This window comes from Pseudoalteromonas sp. OOF1S-7, from assembly GCF_022347765.1.
Lineage (GTDB): Bacteria > Pseudomonadota > Gammaproteobacteria > Enterobacterales > Alteromonadaceae > Pseudoalteromonas.
The window spans coordinates 377961-392201 of sequence record NZ_JAKRFZ010000001.1; the positions used below are offsets into that span (position 1 = coordinate 377961).

Here is a 14241-nt window from a genome sequence, read left to right on the forward strand (position 1 = left end):
AAGGAGACCTGCGCCTATGCAAATCACCATCAAAAAAGCCCGCTATTGCGGGCTTTTAAAACAATGAATGATTATTCAGTCTTAGTCTGCTGCTTTAGATACCATCACCATCGCTGGGCGCAGCAATCGGCCATTCAGTGTATACCCTTTTTGCATAACGGCCAGCACTGTGTTTGGAGACACATCGTTGCTAGGCTGCATCGACATTGCCTGGTGCAATTCAGGGTTGAATGCTTCACCCTGAGGGCTTACGGCTTCAACACCAAACTTAGCCAGCGCATCGTTGAATGACTTCAATGTCATTTCAATGCCTTCCACAATGGATTTTGTCGCTTCATTCTCTTTGTCGGCAAACTCAATTGCACGCTCCAGGTTGTCAACCACAGGTAACAACTCATTTGAAAACTTTTCCAGCGCAAACTTCTGTGCTTTTTCAACGTCCTGTGCGGCACGACGACGCACGTTCTCAGCATCAGCAGCAGCACGGATCACACTGTCTTTCTGACCTTCAATTGTTTGTTTCGCCATTTCCAGCTCTGCGTACAGGCCTGCAATCTCTTCTTCTGGGCTCAACTCAGCTTGCTCAGTTTGTGCACTCTCCTGCGCTTGCTCTGCTTGTTCTGCCGCATTTTCCTGTACGTCTTCTTGCACTAACTCTTGTTCCTGCTCTTGGGCTTTTGTCTGCTCAGACATGAAAAATTCTCTCCGATTCTTTACAACTGCCGTAATTATGGGGATTCAAATTCGTTATTCAAGCTTCTTTTTTTGGGATTTGCGAAAATTCACCGATTATTGCCTCGATCGGCGCATCAGCCGGACAAATCACGCAAAAGCGACTCTGGTATTCGCTCGATGTGAAATATGGAACGCTCAGGACGATAAATCGTTCCAGGTTCAAATAACTCAGCTCGCTGCCCAGTAATACCGACAGGCCGTTCTTCAACGCCAGTTGATCTTCCACCTGGTGCAAAAAGCTCACGCCCAGATTGAGCTCATTGTTACCTTCCAGGCGGTTATATAAATAACGCTCTCCAACCACTATGCTGTTGTCGGTACCCAGCTGTAGGCTTAACTCCCGGCTCCACTGCATCAGAGAACCTCGACAATCCGCCATCGCACTTTTCGCCATGGCTCGCATTCGGTGTAACCCTTCTTTCAGTGTTTGCTGACTAAACACGGTGTTCATCCAGGCAGCAAACTGATAGCGCACTTGATCAGAGTTAGACTCGGGCTTGTTAATAAGAATATTGTTAGACTGGCCTGACCGGTCAATCAGCAATACCAGCCAGTGCTTACGATCAAAGTCCAACACCTCAACGCGAAATATGGTCTGCTCACTCACTTGCGGCAATCCAACAATACAACACACCTGGTACTTCTGGCTCAATGTATGGGCAAAGCCTGTGAGCTGCTCACGCTCCGGCTCCCAGTAAGGGGCAATATCTGCCAGCCCAAAATATTCTTGTAGCCAGTACTTGATCCCCAGATCGGAAGGCACGCGTCCTGCCGATGTATGAGGCGAAAAAAGTAACCCCTGGTTTTCCAGGCGCGCCATGGCATTGCGGACGGTAGCAGAGCACACCGCCATCCCTTTTAATTTTGCAATCTTACTCGACGCCACAGGGTGGCCCTCACCATTACAGTAAAGACTCATCACAGCAGAGAAGACTTGTTTATCACGTGCACTAAGTTTCATAACATCATAAATAAGGTTAAATTTGCGAGTTTCAAGCGAATTCATTTTAAGATAATCTTGGCAACAGATACTTTGCCAAGGAAACTCACTGAATGAGCGCACCATTTAAAACCATCGGCCTGATTGGAAAACCTAACCATGATGGCGCAGCCCTGACATTACAACGCCTGTACACTTTTTTGCAAGCACTTGGCTATGAAGTTTTTGTGGAGCAACGGGTTGGCAAACAAATAACTGAACTGCCCGACTCACACATTCTCGATGTAGTTGCACTGGGTGAACGCTGCGACCTGGCGGTCGTCGTTGGTGGAGACGGTAATATGCTGGGTGCTGCCCGCGTGTTGGCCCGGTTTGATGTGGCCGTAATCGGTGTAAACCGCGGTAACCTGGGGTTTCTGACCGATCTCGATCCGGACGACTTTGAAGCCGAGCTGGAACAGGTGTTGAGTGGTAAATTTGTTGAAGAACAACGCTTCTTGCTGGAAGTCGAAGTCTTTCGCCATGCCGAATTAAAAAGTGCCAATCTGGCTGTCAATGAAGCCGTACTACATGCTGACAAAGTAGCTCACATGATTGAGTTTGAAGCCTTTATTGACGATCAATTTGTGTTTTCGCAACGCTCAGACGGCCTGATAGTCACTACACCGACGGGCTCGACTGCTTACTCTTTGTCCGGCGGAGGACCTATTTTAACACCAGAGCTTAATGCCATGGCATTGGTCCCTATGTTTCCACACACGCTGTCTAGCAGACCACTCGTGGTCGATGCCAGTAAACAGGTAAAACTCAAACTCAGCCCGGAGAACACCGCCAGTTTACAGGTCAGTTGTGACAGCCATGTTGTGCTCGCACTGCTTCCCGGAGATGAGGTGGTCATAAAAAAAGCAGAAAAAAAGCTCCGTTTAATCCATCCGGATAGTTATTCCTACTACAATGTTCTGAGACAAAAATTAAATTGGGGCAGCAGGCTTTACTAAGCGCTGGAAGTTCAGCAGAATAAGTAAAATTTGTTTTCTATTTTAGGGAAAAGTAAACCAACATGAGCTACGTTGTTTTCGTATCTATTACCTTGTTGATCACCATTTTAGGGGTCTATGTGGTGATTGAGAATAACCGTAAAAAAGCCCGCGAAGCCGAGAAGCGGGTGTTCAATGAACGGCTAAAAGAGATCAGCAGTCACTTCAAAAGTAAAATTAGCGAATTCGTAAGTTACAAGCTGATCCGTCCAAAGCATGCGCCCCAGTTTAACGCCATTGTTGGCAATTTTTTTGTTGTTCAGGCCCACAATGACGAAAATCTGGAAGCACTGGAGCGTGTCACCGATCACTTGCTTGCCACAATTGGTAATGAACTAAACAAGTGTCGTGAAAATGGCAATATGGAGCTGCTAGCCGACCAGCTGTTTATGTTTGTCAGCGAGTTGCCTTCTGCCGGGATAGCCTACAACAAAGCATTTTACAGTGAAATTCTGCCTGCGCTGATCTCACGGATCCAGACGCCAGATATGCCGGCACAAACCGATATGCATGAAGCAGAACAGAGCGAGGAAGACGCCACAGCTCAGACCGAGAATAACGATCCTTCCGTGCAACAGCAAAAAGCCGCGGCACTCTAACTGGCCGTACTTAACAAAACGCAATTTCAAGTTGCATTTCCCAAGAATGCTGTATAAATTAACAGTAATTATACTGTTTGGATATACAGCATGCTTATCAGTCTGCAAATCAAAAACTTTGCCATTGTTAACGAATTAACCATTGACTGGCGCTCAGGTATGACTGCCATTACCGGTGAAACCGGTGCGGGTAAATCTATTGCAATCGATGCGCTTTCTTTGTGTCTGGGCGAGCGCGCGGATGTTGCCAGCATTCGCCCGGGAGCGACCAAAGCAGAGATTACCGCTCAGTTTGATATCAGGCAGCTCCCCTATGCGCAGCAATTTCTCAGCGACCTGATGCTCGATGATGAAGAACAAAACTGTATTTTACGCCGTGTCGTTATGCAAAACGGCCGCAGTAAGAGTTTTATCAACGGTAACTCCGTGACTGCAGCCCAGCTCAAGGAATTAGGCCAGCGCCTGATAGCCATTCATGGCCAGCATGCCCACCAGTTACTGCTCAAGCCTGACCATCAGCTCAGGTTGCTAGATGCCTACGCCGGGCATGATAATCTGTTACACGCGGTGCGTGCCCAGTATCAGCACTATCATACCTTACAGAAGGAACATGCCGAGCTTATCAAACAGCAGCAAGCTCAGGCCGCCAAAAAACAACTGCTCGAATATCAGGTTCAGGAGCTGGATGAGTTTGCACTGGAAGAAGGCGAATATGAGCAGATTGAAACCGAGCATACACGACTGAGTCATAGCCAGACGCTGGCCGAAAGTTGCCAGCGCGAGCTGATGTGTTTGTCTGAGCAAGATGATCAGACCGTATTAGGCCAGCTTCAGCACAGTGTGCAAACCTTTATTGAATTGAGCAATTATGATCCTAAGTTGCAGGAGATCAGTCAATTGTTAGGCGAGGCCGCGGTACAACTCGAAGAAGGTTGCCGGGAACTTCGTGCCTATGGGGAAAATATTGAGCAAGATCCGGAACGCCTGCAGAGCGTCGAAGACAGGCTGGCTCAGGCCATGGCGTTGTCGCGTAAGCACCAGATCAGCCCCGAATTGCTGTATCAGCATCACCAGCAACTACATGAAGAGCTGGCGTCCATTTGCTCTAACAACGAACGCATAGAAGATCTGCAGCATGAAATAGCAGAGGCCCTGCACGCTTATCAAATCTCCGCGGCTCAGCTCAGCGAAAGCCGTGCGCAAGCAGCGCTGACCTTAAATGAACTGATCAGTGAAAGCATGCATGAGCTGTCTATGGAAAATGGTCAGTTTGCTATCCAACTTAACCAGCATGAAGACAGACGCCCCAATGAGCTGGGCATGGACCAAATTGATTTTCTGGTTTCGACCAATCCAGGTCAGCCTCTGCAAGCCCTGGCCAAAGTGGCCTCTGGTGGTGAACTGTCACGGATCAGCCTGGCTATTCAGGTGATTATTGCAAATCGGGTCACCACGCCGACCCTGATTTTCGACGAGGTGGATGTTGGTATCTCAGGCCCCACGGCTTCTCAGGTGGGCAAACAGTTACGCCAGCTCGGGAACTCAACCCAGGTGATCTGCGTGACTCACTTGCCTCAGGTTGCCTGTAGCGGCCATCATCAGTTCTTTGTTTGCAAGCGTGTTGAAGGCGGTGAAACCTTTACATCTATGCTCCCGCTAGTTCAGGAACAGCGTATTGACGAAATCGCCCGTTTGCTTGGCGGCGACAAAGTCAGCAGCACCACGCGTGCCAGTGCGAAGGAATTGCTTGACGTGCAGGGAGCGTAGTACAAAAGAGTAAAGCAGTTGCGACAGAGCACTTCTGCAAATCAAGGCATAGCCGTTTTCATTTTGTGTTTATCTAATCTCAACGGCTTACAACTTTGCCACTTATCAGCTCAGACGTATGACGCAAGTATGCGTGGCCTTGCTCTTAGAACTCATGCGCGGCACTGAGCCTTTTATCAGATAGCTAACTTCACAACTTCAGGCTGATCATGCTTGCTGTATGGCTGGATCAGCATCTTGATTTGGCTCTGCTCAGTGAGTTCCAATGTGCTCTGTGAAGCGGGATATTTGCTATACAACACAGATACAACCTTTAAGCCCAGGCCCAATTCCCTTTCTTTTCGTAACATCAATCCAAATGAGGTAGTTGCACCCCCATTTGTTCTGTACAAGACATACTGGTAAGCACCGTTTGATATACGGTTTATTGCTTCGAAGGAAGCATCTACCCCGTTTTTTCCTATGGCTGCCGCGTTTGATTTAGCTACAATAAACACTAGATAACAAGGAACAGCGAGGCATAAACTTGCTCCGAGCCCTATCATTTCAGCAAGCGTAGATTTCCTGTAGGCTGACCACAAAAACAAGGTAATTGGTAACAAAGCAGCAAGGCTCATCACAAACAGATAATTTAGCCTTGTATCTATAAAGCGAAGCTCCCAGGTAAAGTCAAACATATTGAAAACTGTTAAAAAAGAGATTAATGCAAGCAATTTATTCATTCGACCTACTTACGCCAACCAGATAACCCTTCCACACAATAAACCTTTGTTCCGGCACCATTTACAACACACAGCGCATCACTGTTATAGACAGACAACACTTCAATTCCTGATGCTCCATTGACTGTGACCTCAGTATTTTGCCGTTAATGACTGTGGGTACTAGTGCCTCAGAGTAAACACTAACAGTTCACACTTGACCAGAGCGTACCCCACTTAGAGACGCAGTCCAAGTCCTGTGCAAATATTGCTATCAAAAAACAAAAAGCCTACCGTTAACCTCAATGGGTTACGGTAGGCTTGTTTTAAACTAAGGCTGAACTCCGGGTTGAAAAGTGATTTTACACTCCCAGATAATCCATGATCCCTTCCGCGGCGTTACGACCTTCAAAAATCGCGGTCACCACTAAGTCAGAGCCACGTACAGCATCGCCACCAGCAAAGATTTTTTCATTACTGGTTTGGTGTGTGAACGCGCCTTTTTCAGGCGCTACAATACCGCCCCACTCGTTAATAGCAACATCATAAGCTGCCAGCCAGTCGAGGTTATGAGGCTTAAAGCCAAACGCCATAATCACTGCATCAGCCTCAATCACATGCTCAGAGCCCGGTACTTCTTGTGCGCGTCTGCGGCCATTTTCATCAGGTTCACCGAGCTCAGTCCGCACCATTCGAACACCCGAAACCTGACCTTTTTGATCAAGTTCAATGCCTTTAGGCTGAACATTAAAACTAAACTTAACGCCCTCTTCTTTGGCATTCTTAACCTCTCGACGCGAGCCTGGCATATTCGCTTCATCCCTTCGGTACGCACAGGTCACTGACTTCGCCCCCTGACGTACTGACGTACGCACGCAGTCCATTGCGGTATCACCGCCGCCGAGCACCACTACGCGTTTATCAGCCATATCGATATACACCTGCTTACTCTCGTCATAACCCATTACCCGGTTGGTGTTACCTATCAGAAACGGCAAGGCATCATAGACATGTTCAGCGTCCTCATTCTCCAGGCCGGCCCGCATATACTGATAAGTGCCCACTCCGATAAAGACCGCATCGTACTGAGAAAGTAAGTCGTCCATGCTGATATCTGTGCCTATCTCAGTATTAAGGCGAAATTCCACCCCCATTTCCGTGAAGATCTCACGACGCTTTTCCATCACTGACTTTTCTAACTTGAATGATGGAATACCAAACGTCAGCAAACCGCCGATCTCCGGATTGCGATCAAACACCACGGGCTTCACACCATTGCGCACTAAGATATCCGCACAACCCAGCCCGGCTGGGCCCGCACCAATGATAGCCACCTTTTTATCGGTCCAGGTCACATAAGACATATCGGGCTTCCAGCCCTGGGCAAACGCCGTATCTGTAATGTATTTCTCAATATTGCCGATAGTCACGGCACCAAATTCGTCATTGAGTGTACAAGACCCTTCACAAAGCCGGTCTTGCGGACAAACCCGCCCACACACTTCAGGCAGACTATTGGTCCGGTGCGACAACTCTGCAGCTTCCAGGATCCTGCCCGTACGGATCAACTTCAGCCACTGCGGTATGTAATTGTGCACCGGACACTTCCACTCACAATAGGGGTTACCACAATCCAAACATCGATCAGCCTGAGAATTTACCTGCTGCTTTGAAAAGGGCTCATAAATTTCTACGAAAGAGCGCTTGCGCGTTGTGATTGGCTTCTTTCTCGGGTCGATGCGCTGAACATCGATAAATTGATAAACATTTTCGCTCATACTGCCCCCTATTGTGCCTGTACACGTAATTCAGCACTGCTTCGTGCGCGGTGCCCCAGCAAGCTCTTTACATCGCTTGATTTTGGTTTGATCAGCCTGAACATAGGGACATACAACTCAAAATTAGCCAGGATCTGCTCTGCCCGGCACGATGCAGTATGCTCCAGGTGTTCAGCTATCAGACCACGTAAATGCTCCTGCATGGTATCAAGCCCATCCAGAGGCAGTACTTCAACCAACTCAGGGTTATACCGTTTATCGAAATCACCGGCTTCGTCGAGTACGTAGGCAAAACCTCCTGTCATACCGGCGCCAAAGTTAACGCCTACCTGACCCAACACACAAACCACACCACCTGTCATATATTCACAGCCGTTATCACCTAACCCCTCAACGGTGGCCTGCACGCCTGAGTTACGCACTGCAAAGCGTTCACCGGCACGTCCAGCTGCATATAACTTACCGCCAGTTGCACCATACAAACAGGTGTTCCCTGCAATGGTTGCCAAATGTGTCTGGAAGCTCGAACCAACCGGCGGACGCAGCACCAGCTTGCCGCCCGCCATACCTTTACCGACATAATCGTTGGCATCACCGACCAGGATCATCTCCAGGCCTCCTGCATTCCATACCCCGAACGCTTGCCCGGCAGTACCGTGCAATTCAATCACCACTGGATCTGCTGCCATCCCCTGGTTGCCATGGCGTGAGGCAATATACCCGGACAGCATGGCACCCACTGAGCGATCGGTATTTTTGATCCGGCTCACCAAAGAAGTCCCAGTTTTATCGTCTATTGCCTGTTTCGCTTTTTCAAGCAGGCTCTCGTTAAGCCGTCCCTGGTAGTGAGACGTATTCGGCGCACTGCAATAGAGCGTTTCGCCAGATGGGTTTGTCGGCTTTGCTAGCAAAGGTTGCAAATCAAGTTTCTGCTGTCTTGCCGTTTTGCCTTCAAGTACCTCAAGCAAATCAGTTCGGCCAATTAAATCCGTCAGTTTGCTGATCCCCATAGACGCCATAATTTCACGCGCTTCCTGAGCTATAAAACGGAAATAGTTCATCGCCATTTCCGGCAAACCATGGTAGTGCTTCTGTCGCAGGGTCTCATCCTGCGTTGCAACACCGGTGGCACAGTTATTCAGGTGACAGATACGCAGGTATTTACAACCCAGTGCAACCATAGGACCGGTACCAAAACCAAAGCTCTCTGCACCCAAAATAGCGGCTTTTATAATGTCCAGACCGGTTTTCAGGCCGCCGTCCGTTTGTAAGCGAATGCGATGACGCAGGCCATTTTCAACCAGCGCCTGCTGAGTTTCGGCCAAACCAAGCTCCCAGGGACTGCCCGCATACTTAACGGATGTGAGCGGGCTTGCGCCTGTTCCACCGTCATAGCCTGCGATGGTGATCAAGTCTGCATAGGCCTTTGCCACACCCGTAGCTATGGTACCGACACCCGGCTCAGAGACCAGCTTAACGGAGATCATTGCCTTAGTATTGACTTGCTTAAGGTCAAAGATCAGTTGTGCCAGGTCTTCAATGGAATAGATATCATGGTGTGGCGGGGGTGAAATGAGCGTTACGCCCGGCACCGAATATCTGAGTTTGGCGATATAAGGGGTCACCTTTTCACCTGGCAACTGACCGCCCTCGCCGGGCTTTGCACCCTGTGCGACCTTTATCTGGATCACATCGGCGCTTTGCAGATAATGGGGTGTCACGCCAAAGCGACCCGATGCCACCTGCTTAATTCGTGAGTTTTTCTCTGTCCCAAAACGTAGCTTGTCCTCTCCACCTTCGCCTGAGTTGGAGCAGCCGCCAAGGCGGTTCATAGCAATCGCCAGCGCTTCATGGGCCTCCGGCGATAACGCACCGATACTCATCGCCGCAGAGTCAAATCGCTTGTACAGCTCTGTTGCAGGCTCCACCTCATCCAGATCAATTGCGGGCCCTTGGGTGTTGAGTTGCAACAGATCTCGCAGATTGGTAACCGGACGATTGTTTACCAGAGCGGCATATTTCTGGTAGTCCTTATACTGGCCCGAGCGCACCGCAACCTGGAGGGACTGCACCACATCCGGGTTATAAGCATGATACTCTCCGCCATGGACAAACTTCAGTAAGCCACCGTGGGACAGTAATTTACGCTTGCTGTACGCCAGCTTATGTAGCTGCGCACCATCAGCCTCAAATTCAGCAAATCCCGCCCCCTGAATACGACTGCTAACGCCTTTAAAACACAGTTCAACAATTTCGTCTGACAGACCCACGGCCTCAAACAACATAGAGCAGCGATAAGAGGCAACCGTACTGATCCCCATCTTAGACATGATCTTGTAAAGACCTTTGTTGATGGCATTGCGATAGGCCAGCGTCACCTCACGATATGTTTTTTCGATGACTTTGCTGTCGCACAGCGCAACCAAAGTCTCATAGGCCAGATAGGGGTAAATCGCGGTAGCGCCAAAGCCAAGTAGCACGGCAAACTGATGTGGATCCCGTGCACTGCCGGTTTCAACTATGATATTAGAATCGCAGCGTAAATTAGTATTAACCAGCCGTTGTTGCACGGCACCAACCGCCATTGCAGCTGGAACTGGCATGGTGTCCTGGCTGATATATCGGTCACTTAACAGTAACATGACACAACCAGATGCGGCTTTTTCCTGTGCTTCATCGCAGATCCGCTCAATCGCCGCTTTGAGGCTTTCCGTAACCGGATCGTAGTTCAATGAAATACGACACACGCTGTAGTGATCATCATCTGCCGCTAACAGCTGCTGAGTATCTGAATAGGTCAGGACCGGCGAATCAAACTGCAAGCGTTTAGCATGACCCGTCGTTTCATTAAACACGTTCTGCTCGCGACCGATGCAGGTGGCAAGTGACATCACGTGGTTCTCACGCAATGGGTCAATTGGCGGGTTGGTTACCTGAGCAAATTTTTGTCTAAAGTAATCGTAAAGTGAACGGATCCCCTCTGATAACACAGCAAACGGGGTGTCATCACCCATAGAGCCCGTGGCCTCCTGACCATTCTGGCCCATCACTCGGATCACTTGCTCAATTTCTTCGTTGCTATATGCAAATAACTTTTGATAAATCAGCAAAGTGTCGCTGTCAAAATCGCGTTGCCCGGCATCGGCTTCATCCAGTGCCTCGAAGGGTATTAAGCGCTTAACATTTTGTTCCAGCCAGGTTTTGTAGGGGTGTCGGGCTTTCAGATCTTCATCGATCTCGTCAGACTGCCAAATTTTGCCATGCAATGTATCCACCACCAGCAATTCACCAGGTCCGACACGCCCCTTTTCAATGACTTCATCCGGCTCATAGTCCCAGATCCCCACCTCGGAAGCCAGGGTAATAAAACCGTCCTGCGTTATCACATAACGCGCCGGACGCAGGCCATTTCGGTCTAGATTACAAGCTGCAAAGCGACCGTCAGACATCACAATGCCTGCTGGGCCATCCCAGGGCTCCATGTGCATTGAGTTAAAATCATAAAATGCTTTGAGTTCATCATCCATAGCACGGTTTTTCTGCCACGCAGGCGGTACTAACATGCGCATCGCTCTAAAGATATCCATACCGCCAGCTAAAAACAATTCCAGCATGTTGTCCAGGCTGGATGAATCCGAGCCGCTTTCATTTACAAATGGTGCAGCACTTTGCAAGTCGGGTAGCAAAGGCGAGGCGAACTTGTAAGCCCGCGCCTTTGCCCATTGCCGGTTGCCGGTGATGGTGTTTATCTCACCGTTATGCGCCAGATAACGAAATGGTTGCGCCAACGGCCAGCGAGGTTGCGTATTGGTAGAAAATCGCTGATGAAAAACGCAAATCGCACTGGTCATCCGGATATCTGCTAGATCCAGGTAGAAATTTGGCAGATCGGCCGGCATCATTAGGCCCTTATAAATGGTAACCAGGCCCGATAAGCTGGCAATGTAAAAATCAGGGTCATTACACAAACGCTTTTCAATACGACGACGGGCAATATACAACCGACGTTCAAGATCTTTTGGCCGCCACCCTTCGGGTGCAGACACAAAGACCTGTTCAAACTGAGGCAGCTGCTCTGTTGCGATAGGGCCAAGCATACCTGGATCGGTAGGCACCACCCTCCAGCCAACTAAGGTTAGTGTTTCTTTTTCTAATTCTTCGTTAATGATGTCACGGGCTTGCCTGGCAAATGCCGAGTCCTGATTAAGAAAAACCATACCAACCGCATAGTTTTTACCAAGGTGCCAGTCGTTTTCAGCCGCCACCGCCCTGAAAAAGCTGTCAGGTTTTTGCAGCAACAAGCCACAGCCATCTCCAGTTTTTCCATCCGCAGCAATGCCCCCGCGGTGCTGCATTCTGTCCAGGCCAGTAATTGCCGTGCGGATCAGCTTGTGACTTGCCAAACCTTGCGTATGCGCTATCAGGCCAAAGCCACAGTTTTCTTTTTCTAATGCCGAGTCATATAACATGGACTCCTCCCCTTGCTACAACTGCCAGCCGGTAATTTCAGACGAATTACTGGCAGATAATCAAAGCTAGCCTTGATTAGTATTCGAGTCAATACAATAAAGAATAGTTATTCACATACATGAATATTTCTCATAAAAAAGGTACTTGAATTACTTCTTCTCATTTCTAAAAACAATACTAGAAGGTAGAAAACCACAAAATGACACCGGTATCAAATCAAAATATCGCTGTAAAAAGCGCAGCAAAGAGTAAGTTTACGTAAACGTAACGATCAATATAGTAATGAATAAATATTCACTATTCACCCTGTGAATTTGGCAATCCCTTGTTTTAAGCTGGGCGCGCGCTTGACGCACACGTAAACCTGGTGTTGCAAAACTAATAATGCTGGGTGAAGCTAGGGGAAATATCAGTGGCTGAAAGCTGAGTGATGGCTGCACAGACAAAGTTGTCTAGTACGAAAGAGAGATACAAAAAAGGCATGTGACCAGTTGATTACATGCCTCGGATATAAACGCTATCAGACTTACTCTGCTTTTTCAGCGTCATCTTCTTTGTATTTCGCGGCAGTTTCAGCAATCAGTGGCTGCAACTCGCCTTTTTGAAACATCTCGATGATGATGTCACATCCACCGATCAGCTCACCTTCAACCCACAGCTGTGGAAAAGTCGGCCAGTTGGCATAATGAGGCAACTCAGCACGAATGTCCGGGTTAAGCAAAATATCGACATAAGCAAATTGCTCGCCACACGCCATTAGCGCCTGAGATGCCTGCGAAGAAAAACCACAGTTCGGTAACTTGGGCGATCCTTTCATATACAAGATGATCGGATTCTCTGCGATTTGCTGTTTAATCTTTTCAATGGTTTCCATTATTTACCTCAAAATGACGATAGCATAACTCATCATATCACTCTCTTTGTCACGCAACCGCTGTCATAGGCAGTCAGCATGTACAAAATGAATGCAATCTGAGCCATTCATTCTACAAGTCTTGGCTATTGCCATTGCTGTTTGCCAAAACTTGAGTAAAATACTCAGGAATTATAGTATCACTATATGCCGTCAAATCGTATAGAAATGTAAGTTAAGATAAAAATTGCTTCTATTTGTTTTGGCAATTTAACAACGAAATGGAGATTAACATGGCTTTTGAACTACCGTCACTTCCTTATGCTATCAACGCGCTTGAGCCGCATATTTCTCAAGAAACTCTTGAGTTTCACCACGGTAAACATCACAACACATACGTTGTAAAACTAAACGGCCTTATCCAGGGCACAGACCTTGAGAACAAATCTTTAGAAGAAATCGTATGTAGCTCTGAAGGCGGCGTATTCAACAACGCAGCACAGATCTGGAACCACACTTTCTACTGGCACAGCCTGGCACCAAATGGTGGTGGCGAGCCTACCGGCAAAGTGGCTGACCTGATCAACGCGAAATGGGGCTCATTTGCTGCGTTCCAGGAAGCATTCAACGACAAAGCGGTTAACAACTTCGGCTCGAGCTGGACTTGGTTGGTACAGCTTGCAGATGGTTCTTTGGACATCGTAAACACGTCTAATGCTGCCACTCCACTGACTGAAGACGGCGTAACACCAATTATCACAGTAGATCTGTGGGAACACGCTTACTACATTGATTACCGTAACGTTCGTCCAGATTACCTGAAAGGTTTCTGGGCACTGGTTAACTGGGATTTCGCAAACGACAACCTAGCTTAATTTCAGATAATCCAAAAAGGCGCTCATCATTGCGCCTTTTTTATTACCATTTAACCCTGACTGACTCCGATTAAAGTATCCGACTTTGACTTGTTCCATGCCGTCTCCCCAGCCAATGTAACAGATACTAATATAGAGGCCGCCATCAGCTGCCATCTTACGCAGCATAAACCTACGACTACCCTTCGCTGCTTGGAGCAGCAGACACTATCTAAAACCCCTCTTCTCAACAGCCCAATTGGCAGAAAGTTAACTGCTTTATTAGTCTAATTTAGCCATTTACATGCAAACATGAAGATAAAGCACCGTAATGCTCATTTAGCATCGAATTTCCACACCTGTGCACTTTGCTCAACGGACATTAAATAGCTGGAATTTTTAGGCAATTTTTGAATATCACGCCTAATCTTTAAGTAAACCTATAATTGGTAGTCTCAACTTCTGAGTGGCCTGTCAGCACTGCAGCGGCGGCTGTTATGCCCGTAA

11 protein-coding genes are annotated in these 14241 nt (G+C 48.1%); 4 read left to right on the forward strand and 7 right to left on the reverse strand.

Annotated features, from left to right (window positions below; translation table 11 throughout):
- Positions 1 to 81 precede the first annotated feature (81 nt).
- Together grpE and MHN33_RS01695 are read right to left on the reverse strand one after the other, a co-directional pair.
- Positions 82 to 693, reverse strand: coding sequence for a nucleotide exchange factor GrpE (gene grpE / locus MHN33_RS01690; RefSeq protein WP_239393686.1), 612 nt, complete (start codon positions 691 to 693; stop codon positions 82 to 84).
- Between the two features lie 58 nt (positions 694 to 751).
- Positions 752 to 1696, reverse strand: a complete 945-nt coding sequence (locus MHN33_RS01695; protein WP_239393688.1) for an HrcA family transcriptional regulator — start codon at positions 1694 to 1696, stop codon at positions 752 to 754.
- A 92-nt stretch (positions 1697 to 1788) separates the two neighbouring features.
- Here MHN33_RS01695 and nadK point away from each other — a divergent pair, with 92 nt between their 5' ends.
- The 3 genes from nadK (at position 1789) to recN (ending at position 5078) form a co-directional block, all read left to right on the forward strand.
- On the forward strand, positions 1789 to 2673 hold the full coding sequence (gene nadK, locus MHN33_RS01700) for an NAD(+) kinase (protein ID WP_239393690.1): 885 nt from the start codon (positions 1789 to 1791) through the stop codon (positions 2671 to 2673).
- Between the two features lie 62 nt (positions 2674 to 2735).
- On the forward strand, positions 2736 to 3311 hold the full coding sequence (locus MHN33_RS01705) for a hypothetical protein (RefSeq protein WP_239393692.1): 576 nt from the start codon (positions 2736 to 2738) through the stop codon (positions 3309 to 3311).
- Positions 3312 to 3401: 90 nt separating this feature from the next.
- A complete protein-coding gene (recN, locus tag MHN33_RS01710; protein WP_239393694.1) occupies positions 3402 to 5078 on the forward strand; it encodes a DNA repair protein RecN in 1677 nt (558 codons plus the stop codon).
- A gap of 176 nt (positions 5079 to 5254) precedes the next feature.
- On the opposite strand, the gene MHN33_RS01715 is transcribed toward recN, so the two are convergent.
- From MHN33_RS01715 to MHN33_RS01730, 4 genes are all read right to left on the reverse strand, one after another.
- On the reverse strand, positions 5255 to 5800 hold the full coding sequence (locus tag MHN33_RS01715; RefSeq protein WP_239393696.1) for a hypothetical protein: 546 nt from the start codon (positions 5798 to 5800) through the stop codon (positions 5255 to 5257).
- A 341-nt stretch (positions 5801 to 6141) separates the two neighbouring features.
- The gene (locus tag MHN33_RS01720; RefSeq protein WP_239393705.1) at positions 6142 to 7557 is read right to left on the reverse strand and encodes an FAD-dependent oxidoreductase; all 1416 of its coding nucleotides are present in this window, start codon (positions 7555 to 7557) and stop codon (positions 6142 to 6144) included.
- Positions 7558 to 7565: 8 nt separating this feature from the next.
- The gene (gltB, locus tag MHN33_RS01725) at positions 7566 to 12026 is read right to left on the reverse strand and encodes a glutamate synthase large subunit (RefSeq protein ID WP_239393715.1); all 4461 of its coding nucleotides are present in this window, start codon (positions 12024 to 12026) and stop codon (positions 7566 to 7568) included.
- A gap of 527 nt (positions 12027 to 12553) precedes the next feature.
- The gene (locus tag MHN33_RS01730) at positions 12554 to 12901 is read right to left on the reverse strand and encodes a Grx4 family monothiol glutaredoxin (RefSeq protein ID WP_046006741.1); all 348 of its coding nucleotides are present in this window, start codon (positions 12899 to 12901) and stop codon (positions 12554 to 12556) included.
- Positions 12902 to 13173: 272 nt separating this feature from the next.
- On the opposite strand from MHN33_RS01730, the gene MHN33_RS01735 reads away from it, so the two are divergent.
- Positions 13174 to 13755, forward strand: a complete 582-nt coding sequence (locus tag MHN33_RS01735; protein ID WP_239393717.1) for a Fe-Mn family superoxide dismutase — start codon at positions 13174 to 13176, stop codon at positions 13753 to 13755.
- Here the strand turns inward: MHN33_RS01735 and MHN33_RS01740 are convergent.
- Positions 13747 to 13923, reverse strand: coding sequence for a hypothetical protein (locus MHN33_RS01740; protein ID WP_239393719.1), 177 nt, complete (start codon positions 13921 to 13923; stop codon positions 13747 to 13749). The two genes, MHN33_RS01735 and MHN33_RS01740, sit on opposite strands and share 9 nt — an antisense overlap.
- Positions 13924 to 14241 lie beyond the last annotated feature (318 nt).

What these genes read in the sequence shown, in the direction of transcription:
- grpE (WP_239393686.1), bottom strand. Translation starts at nt 693, where the DNA reads ATGTCTGAGCAGACAAAAGCCCAAGAGCAGGAACAAGAGTTAGTGCAA.
- MHN33_RS01720 (WP_239393705.1), bottom strand. Translation starts at nt 7,557, where the DNA reads ATGAGCGAAAATGTTTATCAATTTATCGATGTTCAGCGCATCGACCCG.
- nadK (WP_239393690.1), top strand. Translation starts at nt 1,789, where the DNA reads ATGAGCGCACCATTTAAAACCATCGGCCTGATTGGAAAACCTAACCAT.
- MHN33_RS01735 (WP_239393717.1), top strand. Translation starts at nt 13,174, where the DNA reads ATGGCTTTTGAACTACCGTCACTTCCTTATGCTATCAACGCGCTTGAG.
- MHN33_RS01730 (WP_046006741.1), bottom strand. Translation starts at nt 12,901, where the DNA reads ATGGAAACCATTGAAAAGATTAAACAGCAAATCGCAGAGAATCCGATC.
- recN (WP_239393694.1), top strand. Translation starts at nt 3,402, where the DNA reads ATGCTTATCAGTCTGCAAATCAAAAACTTTGCCATTGTTAACGAATTA.
- MHN33_RS01705 (WP_239393692.1), top strand. Translation starts at nt 2,736, where the DNA reads ATGAGCTACGTTGTTTTCGTATCTATTACCTTGTTGATCACCATTTTA.
- MHN33_RS01695 (WP_239393688.1), bottom strand. Translation starts at nt 1,696, where the DNA reads ATGAAACTTAGTGCACGTGATAAACAAGTCTTCTCTGCTGTGATGAGT.
- MHN33_RS01715 (WP_239393696.1), bottom strand. Translation starts at nt 5,800, where the DNA reads ATGAATAAATTGCTTGCATTAATCTCTTTTTTAACAGTTTTCAATATG.
- gltB (WP_239393715.1), bottom strand. Translation starts at nt 12,026, where the DNA reads ATGTTATATGACTCGGCATTAGAAAAAGAAAACTGTGGCTTTGGCCTG.
- MHN33_RS01740 (WP_239393719.1), bottom strand. Translation starts at nt 13,923, where the DNA reads ATGCTGCGTAAGATGGCAGCTGATGGCGGCCTCTATATTAGTATCTGT.